Origin of the sequence: Streptomyces sp. NPDC044984 (assembly GCF_040646935.1) — a bacterium.
Classification (GTDB): Bacteria; Actinomycetota; Actinomycetes; order Streptomycetales; family Streptomycetaceae; genus Streptomyces.
Genome location: NZ_JBEZBE010000018.1, coordinates 112440 through 139308, shown reverse-complemented (window position 1 = coordinate 139308; position 26869 = coordinate 112440). Strand labels below are relative to the sequence as shown.

26 protein-coding genes are annotated in these 26869 nt (G+C 73.8%); 12 read left to right on the top strand and 14 right to left on the bottom strand.

Features of this window, described 5'->3' with window-relative positions; genetic code table 11:
- The first annotated feature begins 73 nt into the window (after positions 1-73).
- From AB0A94_RS21010 to AB0A94_RS20990, 5 genes are read left to right on the top strand one after another with little or no spacing between them, the layout of a single operon-like run.
- On the top strand, positions 74-1393 hold the full coding sequence (locus AB0A94_RS21010) for an MFS transporter (RefSeq protein ID WP_361746347.1): 1320 nt from the start codon (positions 74-76) through the stop codon (positions 1391-1393).
- The gene (locus tag AB0A94_RS21005) at positions 1390-2235 is read left to right on the top strand and encodes a putative hydro-lyase (protein WP_361746345.1); all 846 of its coding nucleotides are present in this window, start codon (positions 1390-1392) and stop codon (positions 2233-2235) included. The genes AB0A94_RS21010 and AB0A94_RS21005 overlap by 4 nt, the downstream gene beginning before the upstream one ends.
- 39 nt (positions 2236-2274) lie before the next feature.
- Positions 2275-3033: a 5-oxoprolinase subunit PxpA gene (locus AB0A94_RS21000; RefSeq protein ID WP_361746343.1), complete on the top strand. Its 759-nt coding sequence runs from the start codon at positions 2275-2277 to the stop codon at positions 3031-3033.
- Positions 3030-3659 carry an allophanate hydrolase subunit 1 gene (locus AB0A94_RS20995; RefSeq protein WP_361746342.1) on the top strand — a complete coding sequence of 210 codons (630 nt, stop codon included), beginning with the start codon at positions 3030-3032 and terminating at the stop codon, positions 3657-3659. The genes AB0A94_RS21000 and AB0A94_RS20995 overlap by 4 nt, the downstream gene beginning before the upstream one ends.
- Positions 3656-4531, top strand: a complete 876-nt coding sequence (locus AB0A94_RS20990; protein WP_361746340.1) for a biotin-dependent carboxyltransferase family protein — start codon at positions 3656-3658, stop codon at positions 4529-4531. The genes AB0A94_RS20995 and AB0A94_RS20990 overlap by 4 nt, the downstream gene beginning before the upstream one ends.
- Here AB0A94_RS20990 and AB0A94_RS20985 read toward each other — a convergent pair.
- The 5 genes from AB0A94_RS20985 to AB0A94_RS20965 form a co-directional block, all read right to left on the bottom strand.
- Complete coding sequence (locus AB0A94_RS20985) at positions 4528-5379, bottom strand: SGNH/GDSL hydrolase family protein (protein WP_361746338.1); 852 nt, start codon at positions 5377-5379, stop codon at positions 4528-4530. The genes AB0A94_RS20990 and AB0A94_RS20985 overlap by 4 nt on opposite strands.
- The gene (locus AB0A94_RS20980) at positions 5376-6569 is read right to left on the bottom strand and encodes a glycosyltransferase (protein ID WP_361746336.1); all 1194 of its coding nucleotides are present in this window, start codon (positions 6567-6569) and stop codon (positions 5376-5378) included. Before AB0A94_RS20980 ends, AB0A94_RS20985 begins: the two co-directional genes overlap by 4 nt.
- Positions 6566-7690, bottom strand: a complete 1125-nt coding sequence (locus tag AB0A94_RS20975) for a glycosyltransferase family 1 protein (RefSeq protein ID WP_361746334.1) — start codon at positions 7688-7690, stop codon at positions 6566-6568. The genes AB0A94_RS20980 and AB0A94_RS20975 overlap by 4 nt, the downstream gene beginning before the upstream one ends.
- 160 nt (positions 7691-7850) lie before the next feature.
- Positions 7851-9269, bottom strand: a complete 1419-nt coding sequence (locus AB0A94_RS20970; protein ID WP_361746332.1) for a HEAT repeat domain-containing protein — start codon at positions 9267-9269, stop codon at positions 7851-7853.
- A gap of 298 nt (positions 9270-9567) precedes the next feature.
- Positions 9568-9960, bottom strand: coding sequence for an ankyrin repeat domain-containing protein (locus AB0A94_RS20965; protein WP_361746330.1), 393 nt, complete (start codon positions 9958-9960; stop codon positions 9568-9570).
- A gap of 261 nt (positions 9961-10221) precedes the next feature.
- On the opposite strand from AB0A94_RS20965, the gene AB0A94_RS20960 reads away from it, so the two are divergent.
- Entirely contained in the window at positions 10222-10416 is a 195-nt protein-coding gene (locus tag AB0A94_RS20960) for a hypothetical protein (RefSeq protein ID WP_361746328.1), read from the top strand.
- 49 nt (positions 10417-10465) lie between these two features.
- Entirely contained in the window at positions 10466-12157 is a 1692-nt protein-coding gene (locus tag AB0A94_RS20955) for a hypothetical protein (protein ID WP_361746326.1), read from the top strand.
- A 153-nt stretch (positions 12158-12310) separates the two neighbouring features.
- On the opposite strand, the gene AB0A94_RS20950 is transcribed toward AB0A94_RS20955, so the two are convergent.
- A complete protein-coding gene (locus AB0A94_RS20950) occupies positions 12311-13810 on the bottom strand; it encodes a PLP-dependent aminotransferase family protein (protein ID WP_361746324.1) in 1500 nt (499 codons plus the stop codon).
- A gap of 99 nt (positions 13811-13909) precedes the next feature.
- On the opposite strand from AB0A94_RS20950, the gene AB0A94_RS20945 reads away from it, so the two are divergent.
- The 4 genes from AB0A94_RS20945 (at position 13910) to AB0A94_RS20930 (ending at position 17388) form a co-directional block, all read left to right on the top strand.
- Positions 13910-14575 carry a hypothetical protein gene (locus AB0A94_RS20945; RefSeq protein ID WP_361746322.1) on the top strand — a complete coding sequence of 222 codons (666 nt, stop codon included), beginning with the start codon at positions 13910-13912 and terminating at the stop codon, positions 14573-14575.
- Positions 14572-15339: a glycerophosphodiester phosphodiesterase gene (locus tag AB0A94_RS20940; protein ID WP_361746320.1), complete on the top strand. Its 768-nt coding sequence runs from the start codon at positions 14572-14574 to the stop codon at positions 15337-15339. Before AB0A94_RS20945 ends, AB0A94_RS20940 begins: the two co-directional genes overlap by 4 nt.
- Positions 15340-15389: 50 nt before the next feature.
- Positions 15390-16736, top strand: coding sequence for an MFS transporter (locus AB0A94_RS20935; protein ID WP_361746318.1), 1347 nt, complete (start codon positions 15390-15392; stop codon positions 16734-16736).
- Between the two features lie 277 nt (positions 16737-17013).
- Positions 17014-17388: an RNA polymerase-binding protein RbpA gene (locus tag AB0A94_RS20930; protein WP_003977404.1), complete on the top strand. Its 375-nt coding sequence runs from the start codon at positions 17014-17016 to the stop codon at positions 17386-17388.
- 126 nt (positions 17389-17514) lie between these two features.
- Here the strand turns inward: AB0A94_RS20930 and fxsA are convergent, their stop codons facing one another.
- From fxsA to AB0A94_RS20910, 4 genes are all read right to left on the bottom strand, one after another.
- Complete coding sequence (gene fxsA, locus AB0A94_RS20925) at positions 17515-18096, bottom strand: FxsA family membrane protein (RefSeq protein WP_361746316.1); 582 nt, start codon at positions 18094-18096, stop codon at positions 17515-17517.
- Between the two features lie 72 nt (positions 18097-18168).
- Complete coding sequence (locus AB0A94_RS20920; protein ID WP_361746315.1) at positions 18169-19065, bottom strand: polyprenol monophosphomannose synthase; 897 nt, start codon at positions 19063-19065, stop codon at positions 18169-18171.
- A gap of 542 nt (positions 19066-19607) precedes the next feature.
- Positions 19608-21212 carry an amidohydrolase gene (locus AB0A94_RS20915; RefSeq protein ID WP_361746313.1) on the bottom strand — a complete coding sequence of 535 codons (1605 nt, stop codon included), beginning with the start codon at positions 21210-21212 and terminating at the stop codon, positions 19608-19610.
- A 227-nt stretch (positions 21213-21439) separates the two neighbouring features.
- Entirely contained in the window at positions 21440-21880 is a 441-nt protein-coding gene (locus tag AB0A94_RS20910) for an Lrp/AsnC family transcriptional regulator (protein ID WP_030867874.1), read from the bottom strand.
- 267 nt (positions 21881-22147) lie between these two features.
- Between AB0A94_RS20910 and AB0A94_RS20905 the strand changes: the two genes are divergently transcribed.
- Positions 22148-22582, top strand: a complete 435-nt coding sequence (locus tag AB0A94_RS20905) for a hypothetical protein (protein WP_217129943.1) — start codon at positions 22148-22150, stop codon at positions 22580-22582.
- A gap of 333 nt (positions 22583-22915) precedes the next feature.
- On the opposite strand, the gene AB0A94_RS20900 is transcribed toward AB0A94_RS20905, so the two are convergent.
- From AB0A94_RS20900 to AB0A94_RS20885, 4 genes are all read right to left on the bottom strand, one after another.
- The gene (locus AB0A94_RS20900) at positions 22916-24088 is read right to left on the bottom strand and encodes an acyl-CoA dehydrogenase family protein (RefSeq protein ID WP_361746310.1); all 1173 of its coding nucleotides are present in this window, start codon (positions 24086-24088) and stop codon (positions 22916-22918) included.
- 319 nt (positions 24089-24407) lie between these two features.
- Positions 24408-25064 carry a TetR/AcrR family transcriptional regulator gene (locus tag AB0A94_RS20895; RefSeq protein WP_361746308.1) on the bottom strand — a complete coding sequence of 219 codons (657 nt, stop codon included), beginning with the start codon at positions 25062-25064 and terminating at the stop codon, positions 24408-24410.
- A 94-nt stretch (positions 25065-25158) separates the two neighbouring features.
- Positions 25159-25299, bottom strand: a complete 141-nt coding sequence (locus AB0A94_RS20890; protein WP_106979546.1) for an SCO1431 family membrane protein — start codon at positions 25297-25299, stop codon at positions 25159-25161.
- Positions 25300-25443: 144 nt separating this feature from the next.
- Positions 25444-26832: a peptidase C39 family protein gene (locus tag AB0A94_RS20885; RefSeq protein ID WP_361746306.1), complete on the bottom strand. Its 1389-nt coding sequence runs from the start codon at positions 26830-26832 to the stop codon at positions 25444-25446.
- Positions 26833-26869: the final 37 nt, after the last annotated feature.

Sequence of the window (26869 nt, the reverse complement as noted above, 5' to 3'; positions counted from 1 at the left end):
ATCCCCTACCTTGCTGGGCAGTGGCACGGCTCACTCCTTCCCGCACCCTTCGTCCTCCTTCTGCGAGGTGCCCATGAGCACGCCCCCTCCACCGCGGACCCTGACCGACACCCCACGCCCCGCACCGCCCGAACGCGCCCCCGACGACGGGGCGTTCGGCTGGCTGCACACGCTGGGACCGCGCGGCCGACGCGCCTTCGGCGGCGCGTTCGGCGGCTATGCCCTGGACTCGTACGACTACTTCACGCTGCCGCTGACGATGGTCGCGCTGTCGGCGTACTTCGGTCTGAACAGCGGTCAGACCGGCCTGCTCACGACCGTCACCCTGGTGGTCTCCGCGGTCGGCGGCGCCCTCGCCGGCGTGCTGGCGGACCGCGTCGGCCGGGTCAGGGCGCTGCTGCTGACCGTGATCACGTACGCGGTGTTCACCGTGGCCTGCGGCTTCGCGCCCAACTACGAGACGCTGCTGGTGTTCCGCGCGCTGCAGGGCCTCGGCTTCGGCGGTGAGTGGGCGGTCGGCGCGATCCTGGTCGCCGAGTACGCGAGCGCCCGGCACCGCGGCCGCACCCTCGGCGCGGTCCAGAGCTCCTGGGCCGTGGGCTGGGCGCTGGCGGTGATCGTGTACACGATGATCTTCTCGCTGGCCGACGACGACCTGGCCTGGCGCGTGATGTTCTGGACCGGCGCGCTGCCGGCGCTGCTCGTGGTGTGGGTGCGGCGCAGCGTGCGGGACGCGCCCGGGGCGGCCGCCGCGCGGGAGAAGAGCGCGCAGAAGGGCTCGTTCGCGGCGATCTTCCGGCCGGACCGGCCGGGATCGCCGGGCCTGCTGCGCACCACGCTCTTCGCCGTGCTGCTCTCCACGGGCGTCCAGGGCGGCTACTACACCCTCGCCACCTGGGTGCCGACCTATCTGAAGACCGAGCGCGACCTGTCGGTCGTCGGCACCGGCGGCTATCTGACGTTCCTGATCTCGGGTGCCTTCGTCGGCTACCTCACCGGCGGCTACCTCACCGACCGGCTGGGCCGGCGGCGCAACATCTGGCTGTTCGCGCTGCTGTCCGCGATCTGCATCCTGGCGTACACGAACATCCCGAACGGCGCCAACACCGTGATCCTCGTGCTCGGTTTCCCGCTCGGGTTCTGCATGTCGGCGATCTTCAGCGGCTTCGGCTCCTACCTGAGCGAGCTGTACCCGACGGCGGTGCGCGGTACGGGGCAGGGCTTCACGTACAACACCGGACGCGCCGTGGGCGCCGTCTTCCCCACGACGGTCGGCTTCCTCGCCGACAGCTGGGGCGTGGGCGGGGCGCTGGTCTTCGGCGCGATCGGTTACGGCATCGCGGCGCTGGCGCTGCTGGGGCTGCCGGAGACCCGCGGGAAGGAACTGGAGTGAGCCACACCGACGACCGCACGCCGACCGCCGTGGACGACCGCCCCGTGGCGCTGGTCGACGGGCAGGCACACGCGTGGAGCCCGCGATCGGCGCGCGCCCGCTTCCGGGAGGGGCTGGCGGGCCCCACGGCCGGCGTGGCCGCGGGGCACACGCAGGCCAACCTGATCTCGGTGCCCGCCGACTGGGCGTACGACATGCTGCTGTTCTGCCAGCGCAACCCCAAGCCCTGTCCGGTCCTGGACGTCACCGACGCCGGGTCCACGACCACCGTCCTCGCCCCGGACGCGGACCTGCGCACCGATCTGCCGCGCTACCGCGTGTGGGAACACGGCGAGCTGGTGGACGAGCCGACGGACGTGCGGGCGCACTGGCGCGGTGACCTGGTGTCGTTCCTGATCGGCTGCAGCTTCACGTTCGAGTGGGCGCTTACGGCGGCGGGCGTTCCGGTCCGGCACGTCGAGCAGGGCCGCAACGTTCCCATGTACGTGACGAGTTGGCAGTGCCGTCCGGCGGGGCGGCTGCGCGGGCCGATGGTGGTGTCCATGCGGCCGGTGCCGCCGGCGCACCTCTCCGCGGCGATCCGGGAGAGCAGTCTGCTGCCGGCGGTGCACGGCGGGCCCGTGCACTGCGGCGACCCCTCCGGGCTGGGCGTCGACGACCTCGGCCGCCCGGACTTCGGCGACCCGGTGGACCTCGAGCCGGACGACATCCCGGTGTTCTGGGCCTGCGGGGTGACCCCGCAGGCCGCGGTCATGGCCTCCCGCCCGCCGTTCGCCCTCACCCACGCACCGGGACAGATGTTCCTCAGCGACGCCCGCGACGAGCAGTTCCGCGTGGCCTGACCGACCTGCGCGGCACGAGGCAGGAGAGACGAAGGACCCATGACGTCGATCGATCTGAACGCCGACCTCGGTGAGGGGTTCGGCCGCTGGCGGCTCACCGACGACGAGCGGCTGCTGTCCGTGGTGACCAGCGCCAACGTGGCGTGCGGTTTCCACGCCGGGGACGCGCCCACCATGCGCCGGGTGTGCGAGCTCGCGGCCGGGCGCGGGGTGCGGATCGGCGCCCAGGTCTCCTACCGGGACCTCGCCGGGTTCGGGCGGCGCGCGATGGACGTGCCACCCGCCGAACTGGCGGCCGAGGTCGCCTACCAGATCGGCGCCCTGGAGGTGTTCGCCCGCGCGGCGGGCGCCCGCGTGGCGTACGTCAAACCGCACGGGGCGCTGTACAACCGGGTGGTGCGCGACGAGGAGCAGGCCGGCGCGGTCGTCGACGGGGTGCTCCTGGCGGACGCCACGCTGCCCGTGCTCGGCCTGCCCGGCTCCCGGCTGCTGGAACTGGCCCGGAAGGCGGGGCTGCCGGTGGTCACGGAGGCGTTCGCCGACCGGGCGTACACCGACGGGGGCACGCTGGTGCCGCGCCGGCAGGAGGGTGCCGTGGTCACCGACCCGGAGTCGGTGGTGGCCCGCTCGGTGGACCTGGCCCGCCACGGGGAGGTCGACGCGCACTCGGGACGGCGCATCGAGGTGCGGGCGCGCTCCCTGTGCCTGCACGGTGACACGCCCGGCGCGGTGGACCTGGCGCGACGGGTGCGTGACGCGCTGGAGGCGTCCGGGGTGCGGGTGGAGGCCTTCGTATGAGGGTGCTGCCCGTCGGCGAGGACGCCCTGCTCGTCGAGGTCTCCTCGGGCGACGAGGCCCAGGCGCTCCACGCGGAGCTGCTGCGGCGCCGCGCGGAGGGCTCGCTGCCGGTCGGCGAGATCGTCCCGGCGGCGCGCACGGTGCTGCTCGACGGCCTGTCCGATCCGGCCCGGCTGGCCGCCGAGCTGACCGCCCTCCGTCTGCCGCCCGTGCCCCCTCGTGCGCGGGAGACGGTCGAGATCCCGGTGCGCTACGACGGCCCGGACCTCGCGGACGTCGCCGCGCACTGGGGTGTCCCCGCGCGGGAGGTGGCCCGCGTCCACGCGGGCACCGAGTTCCGTGTCGCCTTCTGCGGGTTCGCGCCCGGCTTCGGCTACCTCACCGGTCTGCCGACCCGTTACGACGTGCCCCGCCGGACCACTCCGCGCACCGCCGTCCCGGCCGGTTCGGTGGCGCTGGCGGGTCCCTACACGGGCGTGTACCCGCGGTCCTCGCCGGGCGGCTGGCAGCTGATCGGTACGACCGACCTCGTGCTGTGGGACCACGCGCGCGTGCCCGCGGCGCTGCTCTCCCCCGGTACGCGGGTGCGCTTCGTCCCGGTGGCCGCGGCGGGGTCCGCGACATGACGGACCGTGCGCTCGCCGTCGTGCGCGCGGGAGCCCTCACCACCGTGCAGGACCGGGGCCGCCCGGGGCACGCCCACCTCGGGGTGCCCCGCTCCGGGGCGCTGGACGGGCCCGCGGCGGCGCTCGCCAACCGGCTGACCGGCAACCCGCCGGACGCGGCCGTCCTGGAGACGACCCTCGACGGCTGCTCCCTGCGGCCCCGCTCGACGGTCACCGTGGCGGTCACCGGGGCTCCCTGCCCGATCACCGTGGACGGCCGGCCGGCCGCCTGGGGCGCGCCGGTGCGCGTGCGTGCCGGATCCGTGCTGGACGTCGGCGCGGCGGTCTCCGGAGTACGCGCCTATGTGGCCGTCTCCGGCGGGATCGCCGTCGAACCGGTGCTCGGCAGCCGCTCCACGGACCTGCTCTCCGGTCTCGGCCCGGCCCCCCTCACGGACGGCGCCGTGCTCCCCCTCGGCGCCCCCCGGGAGGTCCACGCGCGCGTGGACGTCGCCCCGCAGCCGGCGCCCCCGGACGAGCTCGTGCTGCGGGTGACACCGGGCCCGCGCGACGACTGGTTCACCCCGGCCGCCGTACGGCTCCTCACGTCCCGCACGTACCACGTGTCGCCGGCGAGCAACCGCATCGGGCTGCGCACGGCCGGCCCGGCCCTGGAACGGGCCCGGCGGGACGAACTCCCCAGCGAGGGCATGGCGCTGGGCGCGGTCCAGGTGCCGCCCGACGGCGCGCCGGTGGTCTTCCTCGCCGACCATCCGACCACCGGGGGCTACCCGGTGATCGCGGTCGTCCGCCCCGCCGACCTCCCGGCCGCCGCACAGGCACGCCCCGGCACGCCGGTCCGCTTCGTCGCCGTACGCCGCCGGTGCTCCTAGGCGGCGCCGGGGCGTTGTTCCCCCGTCGACAACGCGGCCAGGGCCGCCGAGACGGCGGCGGAGGTGCGCAGGTCCAGGCGGACGCCGGTGCCCCGCGCGTGGTGGCGCAGGTCGTCGGCGGCCAGGGAGAGCAGTTGCGGCAGCAGGTCGGTGCACCGGCGGGCCACCCAGCCGGTGCCGGCCGTGGCCAGCCACCGCAGGCTCGCCCACCTGGTGGGAGCCGGGGAGTCCGGCTCCGGTGACGGAGCGGGCCCGGTCGCGAGACCGCGTTCCGTCAGCAGCGCGTGGAAGCGCAGGGCCAGTTGGCGGTGTCCCGGCTCACCGGGGTGCAGCCGGTCCGCGCTCCACATCGCGCGGTCGGTGATCCAGTCGCCCTCGCAGGCGTGCAGGTGCACCGCGCCGTACCGGTCGGACAGGGCGTGGACCACGGTGTTCACCGCCCGTTGCCGCCGGGCGAGCGGGCGCGCCAACGCCCCCGGCAGTCCCAGCATCCCGCCGGGATCGGGCAGGCACGCGGTCAGCAGCACGGCGCCCTGGCCGACGCAGGCCGCGTACACCCGGTCCAGCCGGGCCACCACGTCACGGATGTCGAAGGTGCGGCGCAGGGTGTCGTTGACGCCGACGACGACGGAGACGAGGTCGGGCCGCTGCTCCAGCGCGGCGGGCAGCTGCCGCTCGAGCACGTCGCGCGTCTGTGCCCCGCTCACCGCGAGGTTGGTGAACCGCACGGGCCCAACGCCCAGCGACGGCGCGAGCAGTGCGGCCCAGCCGCGCCATCCGCCGCCGGTCCGGTCCCCGACCCCCTCGGTCAGCGAGTCCCCGAGGGCCACGAACCGCAGCGGTCTCACGAGAGCCCCCGGGACACGACCGGCCGTACCGGGGCGGCGTCCTCGGCCGCCGCCTCCGGCACCGTCACCGGCGCGTCGTGCGCCGCGAGGAACGCCGCCACCGCCGTCCCCCAGCCGAAACGCTCCGCACGCGCGCGTGCCGCCTCGCGCCGGTCCGTCTCCGCGCGCTCCAGCAGCAGCTCGACGGCGTCCGCGAAGGCCTCCCCGCGGTCCTCGGCGACCGCGCCGGCCGCGCCGATCACCTCCGGGAGCGCCGACGACGCGCTCGCCACCACGGGCGTGCCGCACGCCATCGCCTCCAGCGCGGCGAGCCCGAAGGTCTCGGCGGGCCCCGGTGCCAGACACACGTCGGCGGACGCCTGGAGCGCGCCCAGCAGCCTCCGGTCGCGCACGTGCCCGAGGAAGACGACCGGCAGCCCGCGCTCCCGCGCGCGCTGTTCGAGCCGCGCCCGCAGCGGGCCGTCCCCGGCGACGACCAGCACCGTCCGCCGCCCGCGCCGCAGCAGTGCCTCCAGCGCGTCCAGCGCGGTCCCCGGCCGTTTCTCCAGGGACAGCCTGGAGCACATCACGAGCAACGTCTCCGGCACGCGCGCGTACCGGGCGCGCAGTCCCGGGTCGCGCAGCGCGGGGTGCCGTTCCACCAGGTCGACGCCCAGCGGGGCCCGTACGACGTTGCGGGCCCCGATGCGCACGAACTCCCGCTCGGCGAACTCGGTGGTGCACACCACGCGCGCGTACGTGTGCGCGGTACGCGTGTTGAGGGCGTCGGCGGTGCGCCGGGCGACCCGCTCCGGCAGTCCCCAGGTGCGCAGCACCCCGTCGGCGGTCTCGTGGGAGACCATGACCGCCGGAATGCGGGCCCGCCGGGCCCATCGGCCGGTCCAGCGCAGGGTCGTACGGTCGGACACCTCGAGCCGGTCGGGGGCCAGGTCCTGGAGCAGGCCGGCGACCCGCTGTCTGTCGGTGAGGACGCGGTAGCCGCCGGTGCCGGGCAGCAGCGGGCCCGGCAGGGTGATCACCCGCCCCTGCTCGGTCTCGCGGTCGCTCTCCCGCTCGCCGGGGACGACGAGCACGGGCCGGTGCCCCGCCCCCAGGTAGCCCTTGCCGAGTTCCCGCAGCGCGGTGCGCAGCCCGCCGGACGCGGGTGCCACGAAGTTCGCCAGCCGCACGATGCGCAGCGACCCGTTCACGCCGCCACCGCCGTCCTGCGCCCGGCGAGCACATCGGCGTAGTACCCGATGAGCCGGTCGCCGACGGCCGCCCAGGTGCGTCCCTCGACCGTCGCGCGCCCGGCCGCCCCGTACGCGGCCCGCAGGACGGGATCGGCGGCCATGGACCACACCGCGTCGCGTACGGCGGCGGCGTCGCGCGGCGGGACGAGCAGCCCGGTGCGGCCGTGCGCGACCAGGTCCAGCGGGCCGCCCGCGGCGGGCGCGACCACGGGCACCCCGCTCGCCATCGCCTCCTGCACGGTCTGGCAGAAGGTCTCGAACGGTCCGGTGTGCACGAAGACGTCCAGCGAGGCGAAGATCCGCGCGAGGTCCTCGCCGGTGCGGCGGCCGAGGAAGGCCGCGCCGGGCAGTGCCTGTTCCAGCGCCGGCCGGCTGGGCCCGTCGCCGACGACCACGACCCGCACGCCGGGCAGCTCGCAGGCCCCCGACAGCAGTTCGACCTGCTTCTCCGGGGCGAGCCGGCCCACGTAGCCGACGACGAGCTCGCCGTCCGGGGCGAGGGTGCGGCGCAGTGCCTCGTCGCGGAGGCCGGGCCGGAAGCGGGCGGTGTCCACGCCGCGCGGCCACAGCCGGACCCGGGGCACGCCGTGTGCTTCCAGGTCGCGCAGGGCGGCGCCGGACGGGGCCAGGGTGAGGTCCGCGGCCGTGTGCACGGAGCGGATGCGCCGCCAGGCCGCCGCCTCTCCGGCGCCCACGTACGTACGGGCGTATCCGGCGAGGTCGGTCTGGTAGACGGCGACGGCGGGCAGGCCCAGGCGGGCGGCGGCCGCCATGCCGCGCACGCCGAGGACGAAGGGGCTGGCCAGGTGGACGACGTCGGCCCGGTGTTCGGCGATCGCGGCGGCCAGGCGCCGGCTGGGGAGGGCGACGCGGACCTGGGGGTAGCCGGGGAGCGGAAGGGAGGGGACGCGGACGACGGGGCAGGGCGCCCCGCCGTCGGGGTCGTCGTCCGCGATGGCGGGGGCGACGACGAGGGGGGCGTGGCCGCGGTCGACGAGGTGTCGGGCGGTCTGGAGCGCGCAGTGGGCCACGCCGTTCACATCGGGGGGAAAGGACTCGGTCACGATGACGACACGCATACCGGTGTTGTCGCCGCGCCGGACGTGGTCACGTCAACGTGGATCTTTCCTGGCGGGGAACGCGCCGTGAGCGTTGCCTCCCTTCCCCGTGCAGGTCAGGCGGCATCCACGTGCGCCTGACCCACGGGCCATCCACCGTTCACCGCCGCGCGGAAGGCGGTCACACGGCGGGCTCCCCGGGACCGATCCGGCTGCGTACGGCGGTCTGCACCTCGGCCTCCTCGGCCGGGTCCGCGGCGAGCCTGCGCAGGCGCTCCACGACCCGGGTGTCCCCGGTCTCGGCGTGCCGGGCGGCGATCTCGCGGGTGGACTCCTCGCAGTCCCACAGGCACTCGACGGCGAAGCCGGTGCCGTAGGAGGGGTCGGTCGCGGCGAGGGCGCGGGCGGCGCGGCCCCGCAGATGGGACGAGGCGGTCTCGCGGTAGACGTGGCGGAGCACGGGGGCCGCGCAGGCGATGCCGAGGCGTCCGGCGCCGTCGACGAGGGTCCACAGGGTGGGCGCGTCGGGGCCCTCGCCCCGTACCGCCTCCCGCAGCGCCGCGAGGACCAGGTCACGGTCCTGGACACCGCCCCGGCAGGCGAGGACACGGCTGGCGGCGGCGCCGAGCGGGTCGGGCCGGCGGGCCCAGCCGCGCGCCCGGTCGACGGCGGCGAGACTGCGCATGCGTTCGAAGGCGTCGACGGCGGCTTCCACGACGGCCGTCGAGCCGGTGGCCACGGCGCCCTCGATCAGGCCGAGGGCGTCGGGATCGTTGCTGTCGGCGAGGTACCGCAGGGCGGTGCACCGGGCTCCCTCGGTGCCGTCCTGGGCGGCCCGGACGATCTCGGGCCGGTCCTCGGGGCCCGCCACGGCGGTGAGGCAGCGGGCGGCCGGGACATGGAGCGCGGCGCCGCGCTCGACGCCTTGCTGGGCCCACTCGAACACGGCCCGCACGCTCCAGCCGGGACGGGGCCCGGTGGGGCGCATCTGCCGCTGCCAGCGGTCGAAGGACCCGGCCTCCTGGGCGGCGCGCACACGCGTGGCGACGGCCTCGCGGGGATCGTCGGCCCACAGCCGCCAGGGCCGTGGTTCGAAGGCGTCACGGACGGTGGCGGCGAGTTCCGCCTCGCCCTCGGCGTCGGTGGCGAACCGCGCGAGGACCGGGGCGGCGAGGGCGCGCAGGCCCGCGTCGTCGTCCCTCAGCGCCAGCTCGTCCAGGGCCCAGGCCCAGTTGGTGCCGTGGGCGGCGTACCTGCGCAACAGGTCGAGGGCGTCCCGCCTGCCGTAGGAGGCGAGGTGCCCGAGGACCGCGAGGGCGAGTCCGGTGCGGGACTCGTCGGTGTCGAGGACGTCCTCGGGGTCGAAGAGGTGGGCCTCGATCGCGTCCAGTTCGCCGTGCAGATCGAGGTAGAGGCGGGCGTAGTAGAGGGAGCGGTTCTCCACCTGCCAGTCGTGGCGCGGGTCGTGCAGCACACAGTGGTTCAGCGCCGTGAGCGCTTCGGAGCGCGGGGCGGTGAGCGCGTGCAGCGTGCCGTCGCCACGGCCCCGCTGGAGCAGGCCGAGCAGCGTACCGCTGGGCGCTATGACCGGATCGAACATGGGAAACAGCCTCACATCAAGCGTCGACGCAACCGGGGACGTGCATTACCTGGCCGCGTGACAACACGTCGGGGCGCCCGCCGTTTCCTGCTCGCTGTAGACCATCTCTCTGCCTCTCGTCGGTGGCCCATGCGGACCGCATCACGGCCCGCGCGGTGCGGCAACACCTGCCCAGCCATCGCGTCCGTGAATCACGTCGTCATGATGACCCGGCGGTCACATCTACCGCGACCGAAATTTCGGCGGCCCTGTACCGCCTCCCCCGTTTTCCGTGTCGTCGCTGGTCAGAGCGTGTCGCTCAGTGCTCGCCGAACAGCTCGAGCAGCTCCGTACGGCCGAACATCCGGGCCGTGTCGACGGCCGAGGGGGTGCCCGCGGACGGGTCCGCGCCACCCTTCAGAAGGGCCTGGATCACCTCGGTCTCGCCCTTGAAGACCGCTCCCGCGAGTGGCGTCTGGCCCCGGTCGTTGACGCGGTCGGCGTCGGCGCCGCGCTCCAGCAGGGCGCGCACCGCCCCGGCGTGACCGTGGTACGCGGCGAGCATCACGAGGGAGTCGCCCCGATCGTTGGTCAGGTCGGCCGGCACGCCCGCGTCGACGTAGGCCACGAGCTCCTCGGTCCGGCCGCGCCGGGCCAGATCGAAGATCTTGGTCGCCAGCTCCACGACCTCGGGGTCGGGGGCTTCAGTCATCGCAGGACCGCCTCTCACTGCACGTGCTTCACGCATCGGGGACAGGACGTACGTCTGCGAGCGGTGCAGAGCCGTACGGGTGAATCGCCAGGGTACTGGCTCGCCGGGCACATGACCTGTCGCGCCCGAGACAATGATCACGGCAGGCCCGTCCGGGGTAAAAGCCGAGAATCGACCCAGTTGCACCTTTTATCCTATAGATACATTCTGTGATCCTGGACGCACTCATGGTGACTGTCCCCGCGAACCAGGAGAACTCACATGATCATCTCGATCTCATGCGTAGTGCTGCTCGGCATCGTCGTCTTCATCTTCCTCCGCAAGGACGGACTGAAGGTCTCGCACGCCCTGGTGGCGATGCTCTTCGGCTTCTACCTGGCCAGTACGGCCATCGCACCCAGCATCAAGGCGGGCGGCGAGAGCCTGGCCGGCCTCCTGGGGGGATTCAAGTTCTGATCCGCCCGACCACGCACCGCCCGCCCGTACACACCCTCTGGAGACAGCAGTGGCCCGGCGCCCCCTCCCCCGCATCCTGAGCAACGGCGGCGCGCAGCTCGCCCGGAGCCGGGAGCTGGCCAGGACGGCGGCCGACAGCGCCACGGACGTCCTCCACCCGCTGATCACCATCACGCGCGGTCTGCGCCGACTGGCCTCGGCCGGGCGGCGCAGGTGGGCCGACACCCCCAAGGACCGGCGCGGCGCGCTGCTCTTCCTGGTGGCGTCGGTCCTGCTGGTCCTGGCGCTCGCGCCGTACGGTCCCCTGCTCGCCGTCATCACCCTGATGGCGGCGGCGGCCTGGCAGGGCCGGGACCGCGCCCCGTCGGCGCCCGCCGGGCCCGACGCGTCACAGGTCCAGCGCCTGAAGGCGCTCTACGAGGCCCTGGTGCCGTACTTCTCCGCCGCCGAGAACCCCGAACCGCTCTACGCCCACGGCGGCGACTGGGAGAAGGTCTTCTCCGAGTACGAGTTCGACGCCACCGGCCGGATCGCGCACCTGGTGATCGGCTACCCCGCCTACTTCACCGACGGCGAGCCGGAGTCACGGGCGCGGATCGAGCACCTGCTCGGCGCGAAGTCGGGGCGCGGCCGCGAGTACCACTTCGCGTGGGACGAGGAGGCCAACCAGCTCACGGTCCGTGTCCTCGCCCCCCTGCCCACCGACATCGCCGCCCAGCCCTTCGTCACGGCCCCCGGCGAGACGGTGCTCGGCTTCACCGACCCCACCGGGGTGCAGCGGACGCTGCCGCTCACCCACGGCGTCCACGGCGAGGAGCGGCGCGACGTCCCGCCCGTCGTCTGGCGCACCGGCATCCGTTCCACCGAGCCCCATCTGCTCGTGGCCGGCCAGCCGGGCAGCGGCACCTCGACGCTGCTGCGCTCCATCGCCCTGCAGGCCCTCCACCACGGCGACGTGGTGATCGTCGACGGGGGCGGCACCGGCGAGTACGCCTGTCTGACCGGCCGGGACGGCGTGCTCTCCGTGGAGTGCGGGCTGCCGGGGGCGCTGACGAGCCTGGAGTGGGCCGCGCACGAGACGGAGCGCCGGCTGATCGCGGCCAACCGCGCGCATCAGGCGGGTGATCCGCCGCCCGAGGACACCAGGCGTCCCCTGTGGCTGCTGCTGGACCGGCCGAGCGTCTTCACGCACCTGGCCGCCGCGGACGGTCACAAGGACCCCCAGTCGCTGCTCCAGGTTCCGCTGCGGCACGGCCGCCCGGCGAACGTCACCGTGGTCGTCGCCGAGCAGCTCGACGGCCTGGAGGGCCTCAGCGACCCGGTACGGCAGCACACGCGCGCGCGGGTCGTCCTCGGGCCCGCGACGGCGGAGCAGCTGGAGGCCGTCCTGGGAGCGCCGCCGCACACCACGCCGGTCGACCAGGTCCCGCCGGGGCGCGGGTACGCCCGGCTGGGCTCGGGGCCGGTCCACCGCCTTCAGGTTCCGGCGACGCCGGACCCGTACGACGACGCGACCAGCGACGCGGAGCGGCAGGCGGTGCTGGATCTGCTGCCGCCGCGGACGACGCCCGCGGACGAGGAGCCGGAGCGGCTGGAGGCGGGGGTGGCGGGGGCTGTGCGCCTCGACAAGGTGAGGGTGGAGAAGGTGGCCGCGGCGGCCTCCGCCGAGACCGAGGGACCGGCGGAGGCGCCCTCCGAGGCTGTCGGCGCCGAGGCGGCGGTGGCGGAGCCCACCACCTAGCCGACCGTCGGTGCCCACGGGTTCCGCCGTCGGAGGGGTGCCTCGTGGCACGTGCCGCCGCGCCCACCCGTGCCGCCCCGGGGGCGCCTCCCAGGCCTTCAAGGCACTGGGGAGGCACGACTGCCCGCAGTTCCACGGGCACCGGTGCCCCGGCTACGCCACGAACGTGCGGGGGGGTTCCGTGCCGGTGGTGCCGCCCGTTTCGACGATGCGGGCCGCCGCGGACAGGCGGGCCGCCGCCTCCTCCGCCACCGCGCCGCCCACCGTGAAGGGCAGCCGTACGTAGCCCTCGAACGCTCCGTCGACGCCGAAGCGGGGGCCGGACGGCACCCGTACGCCGACCCGTTCGCCCGCCTCGGCCAGGCGTGAGCCGGAGAGGCCGCCGGTGCGCACCCACAGCGTGAGCCCGCCGCGCGGCACCTCGAACTCCCAGCCGGGCAGCTCCCGCCGTACCGCGGTCACCAGCTCGTCCCGGTTCTGCCGGGCCTGGGCGCGCCGTACCTCCACCGCCTGTTCCCAGCCACCGGTGCCGAACAGCCAGTTCACGGCCAGCTGTTCCAGTACGGGCGTGCCCAGATCGGCGTACGCGCGTGCGGCGACGAGGCTGCGGACGACGTCGGGGGCCGCGCGCACCCAGCCGATGCGCATGCCGGCCCAGAAGGCCTTGCTCGCCGAGCCAACCGTGATCACCGTGGACCCGGCGGGGTCGAAGGCGCACACCGGGCGCGGCATCTCCACGTCCGCGTCGAGCCACAGCTCGCTCATCGTCTCGTCGGCGACCAGCACCGTGCCCGCGGAACGCGCCGCGTCGACCAGGCGGCGCCGCTGGTCCTCGTCGGCGAGCGCGCCGGTCGGATTGTGGAAGTCGGCGACGACGTACGCGATCCGGGGCGCCGCCTCGCGCAGCACCTGGCGCCAGCGGTCCAGGTCCCAGCCGGTCAGTCCCTCGGCCATGGCGACGGGGACGAGCCGGGCGCCGGCCTCCCGCATCAGCTGGAGGATGTTGGCGTAGGACGGCGACTCGACCGCGATGCGCTCGCCGCGCCCCCCGAAGAGGTGACAGATGGCGTCGATGGCGCCCATGGCGCCGGTCGTCACCATGATCTGCTCGGGCATGGTCGGGATGCCCCGCGCGGTGTAGCGGTCCGCGATCATCGAGCGCAGCGCGGGCAGCCCGGCGGGATAGTCGCCATGGGTGTGCGCGTACGGCGGAAGCTCCTCCAACGCGCCCTGGACGGCCCGGGTGAGCCAGGGCTCGGGCGCGGGCAGCGCGGCACAGCCGAGGTCGATCATCGAGCCGAGGGCCTCGGGCGGCAGCGGTTCCAGTCCCCGCGCGGGCACCGGATTGCCGGCCGGGACCGCGGTCCAGCTGCCCGCGCCGCGCCGTGACTCCAGGAACCCCTCGGTGCGCAGCGCCTCGTAGGCGGCGGCCACGGTGGTACGGCTGACGGAGAGGGCGAGGGCCAGCTCCCGCTCGGCGGGCAGCCGCGCGGCCACCGGTACGCGCCCTTCCAGCACCAGCAGGCGGATGCCGTCGGCGAGCGCGCGGTAGGCGGGCGGGCGGCGGGTCCCGGGACCGGCTGGGCGGTCCTGCTGGGAGTTGAGCAGCCGGGCGAGCTGCGCCGCACCCACTGCGGAGGTCCACTGCACCACGAGAATCAGTCCACCTTCCCTGGATTGGCCCTGGATGACGCCATCGACCAAGCCACATGGTGTCACGCATCGGTCCACTTCCACCACAGGGGGCACGTTTTGGCCAGGTACTCGTCCCGTCGCGGGCATCTCGCGCGGCGGCTGTTCCAGCTGTACGCGGGTCTGGCGCTGTACGGCGCGAGTTCGGCGCTGCTGGTGCGGTCGGGGCTCGGCCTCGAACCGTGGAACGTGCTGCACCAGGGCCTGTCCGAGCGGACGGGGCTGTCCATGGGCGTGGTGCTGACACTCGTGGGCGCGGCGGTGCTGCTGCTGTGGATCCCGCTGCGCCAGCGGCCGGGCCTCGGCACCGTCTCCAACGTGCTGGTGATCGGCGCGGCGATGGACGCGGCCCTGGCCGTGGTCCCCGACGCGCACACCATGGCCGTACGGGTGCCGCTGATGGCGGCGGGCATCGTGCTCAACGGCGCGGCGACCGGACTGTACATCGCGGCGCGCTTCGGCCCGGGCCCGCGCGACGGACTGATGACGGGACTGAACCGGCGCACCGGGGTGTCGGTCCGCCTGGTCCGCACGGCCATCGAGATCACGGTCGTCGTCACCGGCTTCCTCCTCGGCGGCACGGTGGGCGTCGGCACCCTGCTGTACGCGGTGACGATCGGTCCGCTCGCCCAGCTGTTCCTGCGGGTCTTCGCCGTCCCCCCGGCATCCGGCGGCAGCACGGTCGTTGCCGCAGGTCCACCACGGCGCGTGATACTGCGTCCGTGACCCCGCGGATACGCCACCCCTACCTCGACCATCCCGGCCCGATCGCCTTCGCCCACCGGGGTGGTGCGGCGGACGGCCTGGAGAACACCGTCCGGCAGTTCCGGCGCGCCGCCGAGGCGGGTTACCGGTACATCGAGACCGACGTCCACGCCACGCGCGACGGCCGGCTCGTCGCCTTCCACGACGCGACCCTCGACCGGGTGACGGACGGCGCGGGCCGGATCGCCGATCTGCCGTGGCGGGACGTGGCGCACGCGCGCGTGGCGGGCGAGGAACCGGTCCCCCTGTTCGAGGAGCTCCTGGAGACCTTCCCCGAGGTGCGCTGGAACGTCGACGTGAAGGCCGAACCGGCCCTCCTGCCCATCCTGGACCTGATCGGGCGCACCGACTCCTGGGACCGGGTCTGCCTCGGATCGTTCTCCGAGGCCCGGGTGGTGCGCGCCCAGCGGCTGGCCGGCCCGCGGCTGGCCACCTCGTACGGCACCCGGGGCGTGCTGAACCTGCGGCTGCGGTCCTGGGGACTGCCGGCCGCGGTGCGCCGGTCGGCCGTCGCCGCCCAGGTCCCCGAACAGCAGTCGGGCATCCAGGTGGTCGACCGCCGGTTCGTGCGGACCGCCCACGCGCACGGTCTGCAGGTGCACGTGTGGACCATCAACGAGGAGGAACGGATGCACCGGCTCCTGGACCTCGGGGTGGATGGCATCATGACCGATCACATCGACACACTGCGCAAGGTGATGGAGGACCGCGGCATCTGGGTCTGAGACCCCGCGCCCGGCCGCCTCCGCGCGCTCACGGGGAAGCGAGGGCACGGGTGGGCACCGACACCGTGCGGTCACCGGCGCCGGACGAGGCCGCCGGCCGGCGGCGCGAGCAGCGTGGCTGGTACTTCTACGACTGGGCCTGCTCCGTGTACTCCACGAGCGTGCTCACCGTGTTCCTCGGCCCCTATCTGACGTCGGTCGCCGAGGCCGCGGCGGACGCGGACGGATTCGTCCACCCATTGGGCATACCGGTGCGCGCGGGGTCCTTCTTCGCCTACTCGGTCTCCCTGTCGGTGATCGTGGCCGTGCTGGTGATGCCACTGGTGGGGGCCGCCGCCGACCGCACCGGACGCAAGAAGCCGCTGCTCGCGGCCGCCGCCTACACCGGGGCCGCGGCCACCGCCGGCATGTTCTTCCTCGGCGGCGAGCGCTATCTCCTCGGCGGCGTGCTGCTGGTGGTGGCGAACGCCGCACAGTCCGTCGCGATGATGCTCTACAACTCCTACCTCCCGCAGATCGCCACGCCCGAGGAGCGCGACGCGGTCTCCTCGCGCGGGTGGGCCTTCGGATACGCGGCCGGGGCCCTGGTCCTCGTCCTGAACCTCGTCCTCTACACCGGTCACGAGGGCTTCGGTATATCCGAGGGCATGGCGGTGCGCATCTGCCTGGCGTCGGCCGGTCTGTGGTGGGGCGCCTTCGCGCTGGTGCCGCTGCGCCGGCTGCGCGACCGTCGTGCTCCCGCGCGGGAGGCGGCCCTGCCGGGCTTCCGGCAGCTGGCGGCGACCGTCCGCGACATGCGCCGGCACCCGCTGACGCTGGCGTTCCTGCTGGCGTACCTCGTCTACAACGACGGCATCCAGACGGTGATCACCCAGGCCTCGGTGTACGGCTCGAAGGAACTGGGGCTCGGACAGTCGACGCTCATCGTGGCCGTGCTGCTGGTCCAGGTGCTGGCGGTGGCGGGCGCCCTGGCGCTGGGCCGGCTGGCCCGGCGGTACGGCGCGAAGCGCGCGATCCTCGGCTCCCTGGTCGCCTGGACCCTGACCCTGGCCGCGGGGTACTTCCTGCCCGCAGGCGCCCCCGCGTGGTTCTTCGTGCTGGCGGCCGGTATCGGTCTGGTCCTCGGCGGCAGCCAGGCGCTGTCCCGCTCGCTCTTCTCCCACCTCGTGCCGCCCGGCAAGGAGGCCGAGTACTTCTCCGCGTACGAGGTGAGCGACCGCGGGACGAGCTGGCTCGGGCCGCTGCTGTTCGGTCTCACCTACCAGCTGACGGGCAGCTACCGGGACGCCATCATCTCCCTGGTGGGCTTCTTCGTCCTGGGATTCGTACTGCTCGCGCGGGTGCCGGTGCGGCGTGCGATCACCGAAGCGGGCAACCCGGTTCCCAAAAGGATTTAGCGCTGGGCGCGAAAGGGCTGTAGTGTACGCGTTTGGCCTGCCAGGCGTACCGTTACTGCGCGTCAAAGATGCCGAACGCTGAGTCGCATCTCCTTATAGGTGTGACAAACCGGACGTCGGGGGGTACTGCACTGGTTGACAAGGCTGCGGCTACGACGGCGACACATGACCCGGATCGGGACTCCGGACGGGAATCTTTACCGCCGCCCGGACGTTGACCGGATGACGACGACAGCGACACCTGTCCTGTGGGCGACAAGCCCGGGAGGCACGATTCATGAGTGAGCGAGCTCTTCGCGGCACGCGCCTCGTGGTGACCAGCTACGAGACGGACCGCGGCATCGACCTGGCCCCGCGCCAGGCCGTGGAGTACGCATGCGAGAAGGGGCACCGCTTCGAGATGCCCTTCTCGGTCGAGGCGGAGATCCCGCCGGAGTGGGAGTGCAAGGTCTGCGGTGCCCAGGCACTCCTGGTGGACGGCGACGGCCCTGAGGAGAAGAAGGCCAAGCCCGCGCGTACGCATTGGGACATGCTGATGGAGCGGCGTACCCGAGAGGAACTCGAAGAGGTCCTCGAGGAGCGTCTCGCCGTTCTGCGCTCCGGTGCGATGAACATCGCGGTTCACCCCAGGGACAGCCGAAAGTCGGCTTGATCCCGTCGGGGGCTTGAGCGAAGCCGCACCCGCACAGCGGCACAGGACCGCGGGCGCCGTACGTGACGTACGGCGCCCGCGGTCCTGTGTGCGTGTGGGGACCGGCCGTGGGGACCCGGCCCGCCCTCAGCGGGTGAGCGGCGGGCGCGGCCCCTGCGGGGTGTCCCCCGGAGCGCCTCCGGGTTCGTCCCGGACGACCTCGCCCTGGACGACCTTGCCGTCGGGCCTGCGCATACGGGCCTGCTGGAAGGCGTCCCCGAGGGAGCCCTGCGCGGCCTCGCGGAGCTTGCGCTCGAAGGTGCGCTCGGCGTGACGGCTCACGGCCTTCTGCACCGGCGGCACCAGCAGGAGCAGCCCCACCGCGTCCGAGATCACACCGGGGATGATCAGCAGCAGGCCGCCCAGCATCGTCAGGCCGTTGCCCTCGCTGTTCGGCCGGGCTTCGGACAGCACCCCGCCCTGCTGCTGTTGCAGCGTCTCGGTCAGGTTCTTGAAGGCCCGCCGGCCGGCCCGCTTGATGACGGCCGAGCCGAGGACGAGGCCGGCCACCAGGATCAGGAAGACCACCAGTCCGTTCGACGCCCCGGCGACCATGGTGAGCAGCCAGATCTCCAGCACGAGCCATGCGGCGACACCCAGCGGCAGGAAGGTGCGCAGCCGGGAGCGCCGGGGCCGGGCGGGATACGGGGTCTGAGCGCCAGTCGTCATGCTCCCAGTGTGCCTGGGCCCGGCTCAGCACGGGATAAGCGGGATCACCGGGACGAACGGGCGGTCGTACGCCTACGGTTCGGACCGCTTGGCGTCCGGCTCGGACTGCTTGACGTCCGGCTCGACTTGCTGCTTGGCGTCCGGCTCGGACTGCTTGACGTCCGGCTCCGCTTGCTGCTTGTCGTCACCGCGTCCGAGGACCTTGCCGACCCGCTCCCCCACGCCCCACGCCGTGACCCGCCACAGTGCTTCGACGAGGATGTCGCGGCTCATCTTGGAGTCGCCGAGTTCGCGCTCGACGAAGGTGATGGGGACCTCGACGACGTGGTAACCGGCCTTCACCGCGCGGCGGGCCAGGTCGACCTGGAAGCAGTACCCCTGGGAGGCCACTTCCTCGAGGCCGAGGCCCTCCAGCGTCTCGCGGCGGAAGGCGCGGAAGCCGCCGGTGATGTCGCGCAGCGGCAGATCGAGCGCCACGCGCGAGTAGAGACTGCCCCCGCGCGAGATGAACTCACGGGACTTGGGCCAGTTCACCACCCGGCCGCCGGGTACCCAGCGCGAACCGAGCACCAGGTCGGCGCCCTTGAGGGCGGTCAGCAGGCGAGGCAATTCCTCGGGCTGGTGGGAACCGTCGGCGTCCATCTCGACGAGCACGCCGTAGCCGTGCTCCATGCCCCAGCGGAAGCCCGCGAGATAGGCCGCGCCCAGGCCCTCCTTGCCCTTGCGGTGCAGCACCTGGACGCGTTCGTCCCCGGCGGCCAGTTCATCGGCGAGCTTGCCCGTGCCGTCGGGGCTGTTGTCGTCGGCCACGAGAACGTGCGCCTCGGGAACGGCCTCGCGCACCCGGCCGACGATCGCCTTGATGTTCTCCGCCTCGTTGTAGGTCGGGATGATCACCAAAGCCGTGCCGAGCGGGCCGAAGTTCCTCCCCTGGGATCCTGCCGCGAGGATCCCGTCGCCGTCGTTCACTGCTGCCCCTTCATGTCCTGTGCGGAGGATCCCACCATAGTGGGCACGGCCTGCGCCGACGTGACAGGACGTTCATATGGTGGTGTCGTTTACCGAAGATCGGGTAGGAACACACTTTTTGGGCGTGCTTGAAGAGGGGCAGCGGATGGGGGCCCGGCGCCCTTCGGGCCGGCCCGGGACCCGCCGGCTGCGGATCGCCCTGAAGCCGTTGTCTACTGAGCACCCGGGCCCCACCCTGGGTCGCACCTCCCCGGCCGGCTGGAACGTCCCTCGGTACCGCGCCGCCGCTGAGCCTGGCTCCCAGTGACGGTGCTCCGGTGCGGCGCGCCGTCCCTGACCCAGCGGCGCTGACCCGAGTGGCCGGACGTTCTCCGGCCGGGCGTCCGGTGGTGGACCCGGCCGAACCTATCGGCCCTCCGCCGCTGCCTGTCAACAGTCGTTTGACCTGCGTAATGTGGTTCAAACGCCTGGTCAGAGGCGAGGATGCGCAGGTCGTGAGACGGGGGCGCGGCGCATGATCGCCACCGTGCCACCCCCGTAGATCACTCGCCCGGCCGTACGAACACCGTGCGCCCGCCGACCACGGTCCGCAGGCAGACCGGCAGGTCACGGCCGGGGGCGAGGTCGGGCAGGCCGGGGGTGCCGGAGCGCGGGTCGGTGGACCAGCGCGCCACCCGGTCGTCGGGGGCCTGGACGACGAGTTCACCGGTGCGCCAGAGGGCGTAGTCGGCGGGGGCGCCGGGCACCAGGACGCCCGCGTCGTCGCGTCCGACCGCCCGCCAGCCGCCGCGCGTGTGCGCGGTGAACGCGGCGCGCACGGAGACGCGGTGCTCCGGTGTGTGGTGGAAGGCGGCGGCCCGGACCGTGCCCCAGGGGTCGAGGGGGGTGACCGGGCTGTCGGAGCCGAAGGCGAGCGGGACGCCGGCCCGCAGCAGCGCCGCGAAGGGGTTCAGGGAGCGGGCCCGCTCCGCTCCCAGGCGCCGCGCGTACATGCCGTCCGCGCCGCCCCACAGGGCGTCGAAGGCGGGCTGGACGGAGGCGGTCAGGCCCAGTTCGGCGAAGGCGGCGACGGTCTCGGGGGTGAGCATCTCGGCGTGCTCGACGCGGTGCCGGGCGGCGCGGACGCGGGCGAGGCCGAGCGTGCCGGCGGCGGCCCGCACGCCGTCGACGACGGTGCTCACGGCGGCGTCGCCGATGGCGTGGAAGCCGGCCTGGAGACCGGCCTCGGTGCAGGCGACGACGTGGGCCGCGACGGCGGCGGCGTCCAGGTGGGCGGTGCCGGTGTGGGCGGCGTCGGCGTACGGCTCGTGCAGGCACGCGGTGTGCGAGCCGAGGGCGCCGTCGGCGAACAGGTCGCCCGCGGCGCCGATCGCGCCCAGTTCGCGGGCCTTGGCGACGTCCTGTTCGGCCCAGTAGCCGACGACGCGCGGGCCGTCCTCCTCGGCGGCGAGCCGCAGCAGTCCGGTGAAGTCGTCCTCGGAGGAGATCTCCGGTCCGCCGCACTCGTGGACCGTGCCGATGCCGAGGGAGGCGGCGTGGCCGAGGGCGGCGCGCTGGGCCTCGGTGCGCTGGGCCGGTGTGACGGCGGCCAGGGCGGCGGCGCGGACGGCGTGATGGGCGTCCCCGGTGAGCGGGCGGTCCTCACGGGTGACGGCGCCCGGGAGGAGGTCGAGCAGCGCGGTGGTGACGACCGCGGAGTGGACGTCGATCCGGCTGAGGTAGAGGGGGCGGCCGCCGGTGGCCTCGTCGAGTTCCGCGCGGGTCGGGGGCCGGCCGCCGGGCCAGCGGGCGGCGTCCCAGCCGTGGCCGAGGAGGACCCGGTCGTCCGGGCGGGCGGCGGCGAACTCCCGTACGCGGGCCAGCGCGGCCTCGAGGGAAGGGGCGGTGGACAGGTCGAGGCCGGTGAGGGCGAGGCCGGTGGCCGTGGTGTGGACGTGCGCGTCGGTGAAGGCGGGGGTGACCAGCGCACCGTCGAGGTCGATCACCTCGTCGACCCCGTCCGCGAAGGCGTCGGCGGCACCCTCGGAGCCGACCCAGGCGACCTGACCGCGCTCGACGACCATCGCGGTCGCGAAGGGGTCGGCGGGGCTGTGGACCTCCCCGCGGCGGAGCAGGACGGTGCGGGACGGGACGGTGCGTTCACTCATGCCCCACAGTTTCGCGCGTCGCGCGGGGTGCTCCGCACGCAGGGCCGTCCCACCGCGGCGGAGACGGACCGTGGGGGCCACTGGCCCAGTGCGTTCCACCGCCCCGCTGTGATCACCCCGCCGCCCCTTCCCTCCCCCACTCCAGGCTTCGCTCGAGCGGGGCCCCCATCGCCCCCTGAGGCTCCGCCCCCGGACTCCCGCTCCTCGAACGCCGGAGGGGCTGTGAGTCAGATGCGCGGCGGGCGGGCTTCGTACGGTGTGGAGAGGACCACCGTCGTACGGGTGGAGACGCCCGCCAGTGAGCGCACGCGGGCGAGCAGTTCCTCCAGTTCGTGCGGTGTGGAGACGCGCACCTTCAGGATGTAGTTCTCGTCGCCCGCGACGCTGTGGCAGGCCTCGATCTCGGGGACGCCGGCGAGGCGGTCCGCGATGTCGTCGGGGGCGCTGGGGTCGAAGGGTTTGACCGAGATGAAGGCGGTCATGGGCAGGCCGACGGCCTCCGGGTCGACGACCGCGGCATAGCCGCGGATGACGCCACGCTGTTCCAGCCGGCGCACCCGCTGGTGCACGGCCGACGTGGACAGGCCCGTGGCCTTGCCCAGGTCTGTGTAGCTCATCCGCCCGTCCTTGACGAGCAGCTGCACGATCTGTCGGTCCAGCTCCTCCATGGCGCAAGAACCTACAGTGCGCTTGATCTCCTCGGATACCTGAGCCGCCCAGGTCATGCCCGGTTCGTGACGCGCCGGGGACCGCCGCGCGCGATCCGGGGGGACAAAGCCCCCGCACGGGGCATCCGCACATGGCGTGTGACGAACACCACACCTTTCGAGCGGTCTCCGTGATGTTCCCGTGATTACCCCGGAGGGGGGACGGGAAGTGCTTGCTGTGGTCGAGGCCGCAGTGCCTTCACGGCCCAGCCCGAGGGGGAGAACCCAATGCAGAGTCTTAAGCGCCTTGGTCGTACCACGTCCAAGCGGCAGCAGCCGGTCGTCGAGCTCGATCCGGAGTACGTCGAACCCGACGCCCCGGACGAGGAACTCGACGCCTACGACACCTTCGAGATGTACCGGGTCGTCTGCCCGGACTGCGCGCAGCCCATCGCCCTGCTCGCGGACGAGGACGTCCTGCCGGAGCACGCGCTGTGCGCCTCGCCGTGGAACCCGTTCGGGCTCACGGTCTGCGCCGGCACCGGCCGCCGGGCCGCCGAGGCACGGCCGGCCGACGAGTCCGTCACTCCCCAGGAGCAGGACACCGCCCTGCTGTTGACGCTCCCTCAGGGACTCGACTGGCGCACCCAGCCCTTCTCGCACGTCGGCGGTCCGGGCTCGCGTCCGATCCGGGTCCCGGCGATGCGGCGGCACGCCGCCTGAGCGCACACCGGTGCGGGGGCGGCGCGGTCCGCCGCCCCCCGTCCACGCCGGACGGCCGCGAACGCACGTCCTGTTCCGGGGGCCGGTGACCCGTCGGGCCGCTTCCACGTTGCCCGGGTATGACGACCCCCACGTACTCGACGACCGGGCGTCAACGCCGTGTCTTCGTGCCGCCGCCCGCGGAGGCGGTCGCGCCCGCGCCGCCCCGGCTCCCGGATCCGCCGATCTACCGCGATCTCGTGCGGACCTGGGCCGACCGGGGCCGCACGGTGCCCGGGCGGCAGGATCCGGAGTGGACCCGGCTCGTCGCGCCCTGGTGGGGGCCCGGCCGGCTCAGCGGGTCTCCGGGCCCACGAGATGGCGGGCGATGACCATGCGCTGGATCTGGTTGGTGCCCTCGACGATCTGCAGGACCTTGGCCTCACGCATGTAGCGCTCGGCGGGGAAGTCCGCGGTGTAGCCGTAGCCGCCGAGGATCTGCACGGCGTCGGTGGTGACCCGCATCGCCGTGTCGGTGCAGTGCAGCTTGGCCATGGCGGCCTGCTTGGCGAACGGCCGCCCCGCGTCGCGCAGCCGGGCCGCCGCCAGGTACAGCGCGCGCCCCGCCTCGATCTGCGTGGCCATGTCGGCGAGCATGAAGCGCAGTCCCTGGAAGTCGGCGATCGGCCTGCCGAACTGCCGCCGCTCGGCCGCGTAGCCGAGCGCCTCGTCCAGCGCCGCCTGGGCCAGGCCGATCGCACAGGCGGCGATGCCGAGCCGGCCGCCGTCCAGCGCGGACAGGGCGATCGCGAAGCCCTGCCCCTCCTCACCGACCCGCCGCGCGTCGGGGACCCGGACGCCGTCGAGATGGACCTGGGCGGTCGGCGAGCCCTTCATCCCCATCTTCTTCTCCGGCACGGCGGCGCTCAGCCCCTCGGCGTCACCGGGCACCAGGAACGCGGTGATGCCGCGCGGGCCCTCCTCGCCGGTACGGGCCATGACGGTGTAGAAGTCGGCGATGCCACCGTGGGTGATCCACGCCTTGGTGCCGGTGATCACCCAGTCGTCCCCGTCGCGCACCGCCTTGGTGCGCAGGGAGGCCGCGTCGGAGCCCGAGGCGGGCTCGGAGAGGCAGTAGGCGCCGAGCAGGCCGCCGCCGAGCATCGCGGGCAGATGCCCGGCCCGCTGCTCCTTGGCGCCGTAGGCGGCGAGCGCGTAGGAGGCCAGGGTGTGCACGCTGACGCCGAGGCCGACGGTGAGGCGGGCCGCGGCGAGCTCTTCGAGGACCTGGAGGTAGACCTCGTACGGCTGGTCACCGCCGCCGTACTCGGCGTCGTAGGGCAGGCCGAGCAGGCCGGACTCGGAGAGCAGGGTGAACAGCTCGCGGGGGAAGCGTCCCGCGTCCTCCTCCTCGGCCGCCCGCGGGGCGACCTCGCGCTGCGCGATGTCGCGGACGAGCGAGATCAGGTCCCGGGCCTCGTCCGTGGGCAGTTGCCGGTCCACCGGCTGCGGGGCGCGGTCGGGCATGGCGACGCTCTCCTCCCTGTTCGGGCACATCGGCGTGCGCCTTGGGTGGGGGCGGCTCCGCCGGGGTCGTATCGGTGCCTGGCCGATGCTCGCACTCCCGGGTCTCGGAAGCTGCTGACCAGCGGCTGTGCGCTGCGAGTATGCCCGATCGGCGGCATCCAGTCACTAGTTAACGACCGCTCACTCCAAGAAGTTTCCGCGCACTCGCCGAACGGGACGTCCGGCGGAAAGCGACGCGTGGCGTCCCCGTCCCGGCCGAGCCGCGGTGGTCCGGTTCGGCGTCCGGCTCGCCCGTCGGCGGCTCCTGCCGGGATGCGTCTCAGGCGTCGCGGCGGGCGGGCGCCGGGGCCGGGTGGGCGGGGTCCAGCTCCTCGATGGCGCGCATGGCCCCGCCGAGCGTCTTCACCAGCAGCTCGCTCATGGTCTCGCGGGACAGTTCACCGCGGTCGATCCACTCGAGCGCGGCGCCCTCCACGCTGCACACCCAGGCCAGCAGCCCCATCCGCGCCACCGGCGCGATGTCCGTACGGCCGTAGGCACCCTCGGCGACGGTCGCGACGATGGCCTCGCGCACCCCGTCCCGGATCGCGTGCACCTCGGTGTCGAAGCCGACGCCGCCGCTGACGATCGCGCGGTAGGCGGCCTGGTTGTGCTCGGCGTACCGCAGATAGCTGTCGACGGTGCGGTGCACCCGCTCCACGGGCGGCAGTCCGGCCCCGTCCGCGGCGAAGGAGACCAGGCCGGCCACCGAGTCCTCGATGATCGCCAGGTAGTAGCCGCGCTTGGAGTGGAAGTAGTAGTAGATCAGCCCCTTGGCGACCCGCGCCTGGCGTGCGATGTCGTCCATCGAGAGCGCGTCGTACGACGTGTCCGCGAACAACCTCCGCCCGATGGCGATGAGTTCGGCGCGGCGCGCGGACGAACGCTCGGTACCGCGCGCCGCGGGGCGTACGGCGGACTGCCGGCTGATGTTCAATTTCGACCCAGGTCTTCCTGCGGGCGGTGGGACATCCCGCCGCAGTATGTCAGGTCGTCCGAAGGGCCCGGGCCGGCATCCCCGCGACCTCGGGTTACAGCAGTCCCAGTTGGGTCACGAACATCGCGAGGACCACGACGAGGGTCCATCCCATGGCGTGTTCGAAGATCTTCGGGCCGTCCTCCCGGGGGCCGCCGGTGCGGGCGCGGGTGACGGTGGCTGCGTTCGCGGTCATGGCTTCTCGCTGGTCTCTGTGGTGCGGTGGACTCCCCCTGCGACTGACGTCCACCTTGCCACCGTGAGCGGCCTGTGTGGCCGAGAGGTTGGTCACAGCCGTCCGACGGGCCCCGGTCGGCCGGGGCCCGTCAGACGGACCGGCTCAGCGCACGCCCACCGCCGCGAGCGCCTTGCGCTGCCGCGAGGTCGGCCGGGCCGGGAAGTAGAGGTAGCAGATCCCCCCGGTGCCGGAGACGACCTTCCCGGAGGCGTTGTACCGCTTGGTCCGCAGCCAGATGTTCTCCCACTCGCGCCGGTCGTAGACACGGCGCACGGCCTCGTTGTCGTCCGAGGCGGGGTCGTTGGCGATCACGTCGCCGTCGGCGGTGAAGCCGATCACCGTCATCAGATGCCCGGAGGTGCCGTACCCCGCCCCGGTCAGCTCCTCCGCGAGGAACGACTGCGACGTGATGGCCGGAATGCCCGCGGCGATCAGCGTCTCCAGGTCGGTGAGGGAGCCGAGGCGGGTGACCACGCCCTGGAGGCCGTCGAAGGTGGCCGCGTAGGCGGCGTTGAACGGCCAGTTGCCGCAGCCGGCGTACTGGTAGTCGTACGTGTACCGGGCCGCGTGGCAGATCTGCGGGTCGGCGTAGGACGGATCGACCCAGGACAGCTGCTCCTCGGTGAGCCGCCCTCCCCAGTATTCGATGATCATCTGCGAGGAGGTGGGGCTGCACCAGGCCTCGCCGCCGTTGTCGTACTCCGGGTACTGGCCCTTGTGGATCTCCTGCGAGTAACGCGGGACGATCAGCTCCCCGGCGAGGCCGGGCTCCGAGGCGGGGACGGTGAACCGGTCGGGGACGTCGGAGCCCATGACGCCGAGCCGCCACACCGTCGGGGTGAGCCGGGTGCCGGGGCGGCGGTGGAGGGTCAGCCGCAGCCGGTAGGAGACGATGCGCGGGCCCGAGGCCGTGTCGTCCACGGAGAGCGTGTCCGTCCAGACGGTGCTCTTCCCGTCGCTCTGGTCGTCCACCGAGGCGCGCCGGATGTCCTGGTCGCCGGCGGCCCAGCGGCCCATGACGTACCAGGGGGTGTCCGTGCCGTCGGAGTACGTGCCCTTCAGCTCGATCTGGAGCCAGGTGCCCTCGGGGGTGTGCGCGTTCCAGGAGGCGATGACCTCCGTCGCCGGAACCCCGGGACGGTGCACGGGTGAGGTCCAGCTCGCGTACTCCCAGGCGGCCGTGCGGCCGGTGTGCGGGTCGGTGTAGTCCGTGGTGCCGGCGGGCCGCGCGATCACGAGGCCGGGGCGGGCGCCGGCGACGGCCCGGGTCCCGTCGGCGGTGCCGCCGCGCCAGTCGGCGTACGAGGTCCAGGCCCGGTTGTCGACGGGACGGGCGGCGGTCCGGCCGGTGCCGGAGGTGTCGGTGGCGCGTCCGGCCGGGATGCCGGCCGTCGGGATGCCGGCGGACGCCGGGCCCGCGCTCCCGGCGACGGCGGCGACGACCGCCGCGGCCAGGAGGGATCTGCGGGAGGGCAGTTCGGCTCTGCTCATGGGTGGAGGACCCCCGGGTGTCGGAGTCGGGACAGGA

Excerpts from the sequence above, each read along its gene's own strand:
- AB0A94_RS21010 (WP_361746347.1), top strand. The coding sequence starts at position 74 with ATGAGCACGCCCCCTCCACCGCGGACCCTGACCGACACCCCACGCCCC.
- AB0A94_RS20975 (WP_361746334.1), bottom strand. The coding sequence starts at position 7,690 with ATGCGTGTCGTCATCGTGACCGAGTCCTTTCCCCCCGATGTGAACGGC.
- AB0A94_RS20905 (WP_217129943.1), top strand. The coding sequence starts at position 22,148 with ATGCAGAGTCTTAAGCGCCTTGGTCGTACCACGTCCAAGCGGCAGCAG.
- AB0A94_RS20885 (WP_361746306.1), bottom strand. The coding sequence starts at position 26,832 with ATGAGCAGAGCCGAACTGCCCTCCCGCAGATCCCTCCTGGCCGCGGCG.
- AB0A94_RS20930 (WP_003977404.1), top strand. The coding sequence starts at position 17,014 with ATGAGTGAGCGAGCTCTTCGCGGCACGCGCCTCGTGGTGACCAGCTAC.
- AB0A94_RS20965 (WP_361746330.1), bottom strand. The coding sequence starts at position 9,960 with ATGACTGAAGCCCCCGACCCCGAGGTCGTGGAGCTGGCGACCAAGATC.
- fxsA (WP_361746316.1), bottom strand. The coding sequence starts at position 18,096 with ATGACGACTGGCGCTCAGACCCCGTATCCCGCCCGGCCCCGGCGCTCC.
- AB0A94_RS20960 (WP_361746328.1), top strand. The coding sequence starts at position 10,222 with ATGATCATCTCGATCTCATGCGTAGTGCTGCTCGGCATCGTCGTCTTC.
- AB0A94_RS20915 (WP_361746313.1), bottom strand. The coding sequence starts at position 21,212 with ATGAGTGAACGCACCGTCCCGTCCCGCACCGTCCTGCTCCGCCGCGGG.
- AB0A94_RS20900 (WP_361746310.1), bottom strand. The coding sequence starts at position 24,088 with ATGCCCGACCGCGCCCCGCAGCCGGTGGACCGGCAACTGCCCACGGAC.
- AB0A94_RS20910 (WP_030867874.1), bottom strand. The coding sequence starts at position 21,880 with ATGGAGGAGCTGGACCGACAGATCGTGCAGCTGCTCGTCAAGGACGGG.
- AB0A94_RS20890 (WP_106979546.1), bottom strand. The coding sequence starts at position 25,299 with ATGACCGCGAACGCAGCCACCGTCACCCGCGCCCGCACCGGCGGCCCC.
- AB0A94_RS20970 (WP_361746332.1), bottom strand. The coding sequence starts at position 9,269 with ATGTTCGATCCGGTCATAGCGCCCAGCGGTACGCTGCTCGGCCTGCTC.
- AB0A94_RS20995 (WP_361746342.1), top strand. The coding sequence starts at position 3,030 with ATGAGGGTGCTGCCCGTCGGCGAGGACGCCCTGCTCGTCGAGGTCTCC.
- AB0A94_RS21000 (WP_361746343.1), top strand. The coding sequence starts at position 2,275 with ATGACGTCGATCGATCTGAACGCCGACCTCGGTGAGGGGTTCGGCCGC.
- AB0A94_RS20990 (WP_361746340.1), top strand. The coding sequence starts at position 3,656 with ATGACGGACCGTGCGCTCGCCGTCGTGCGCGCGGGAGCCCTCACCACC.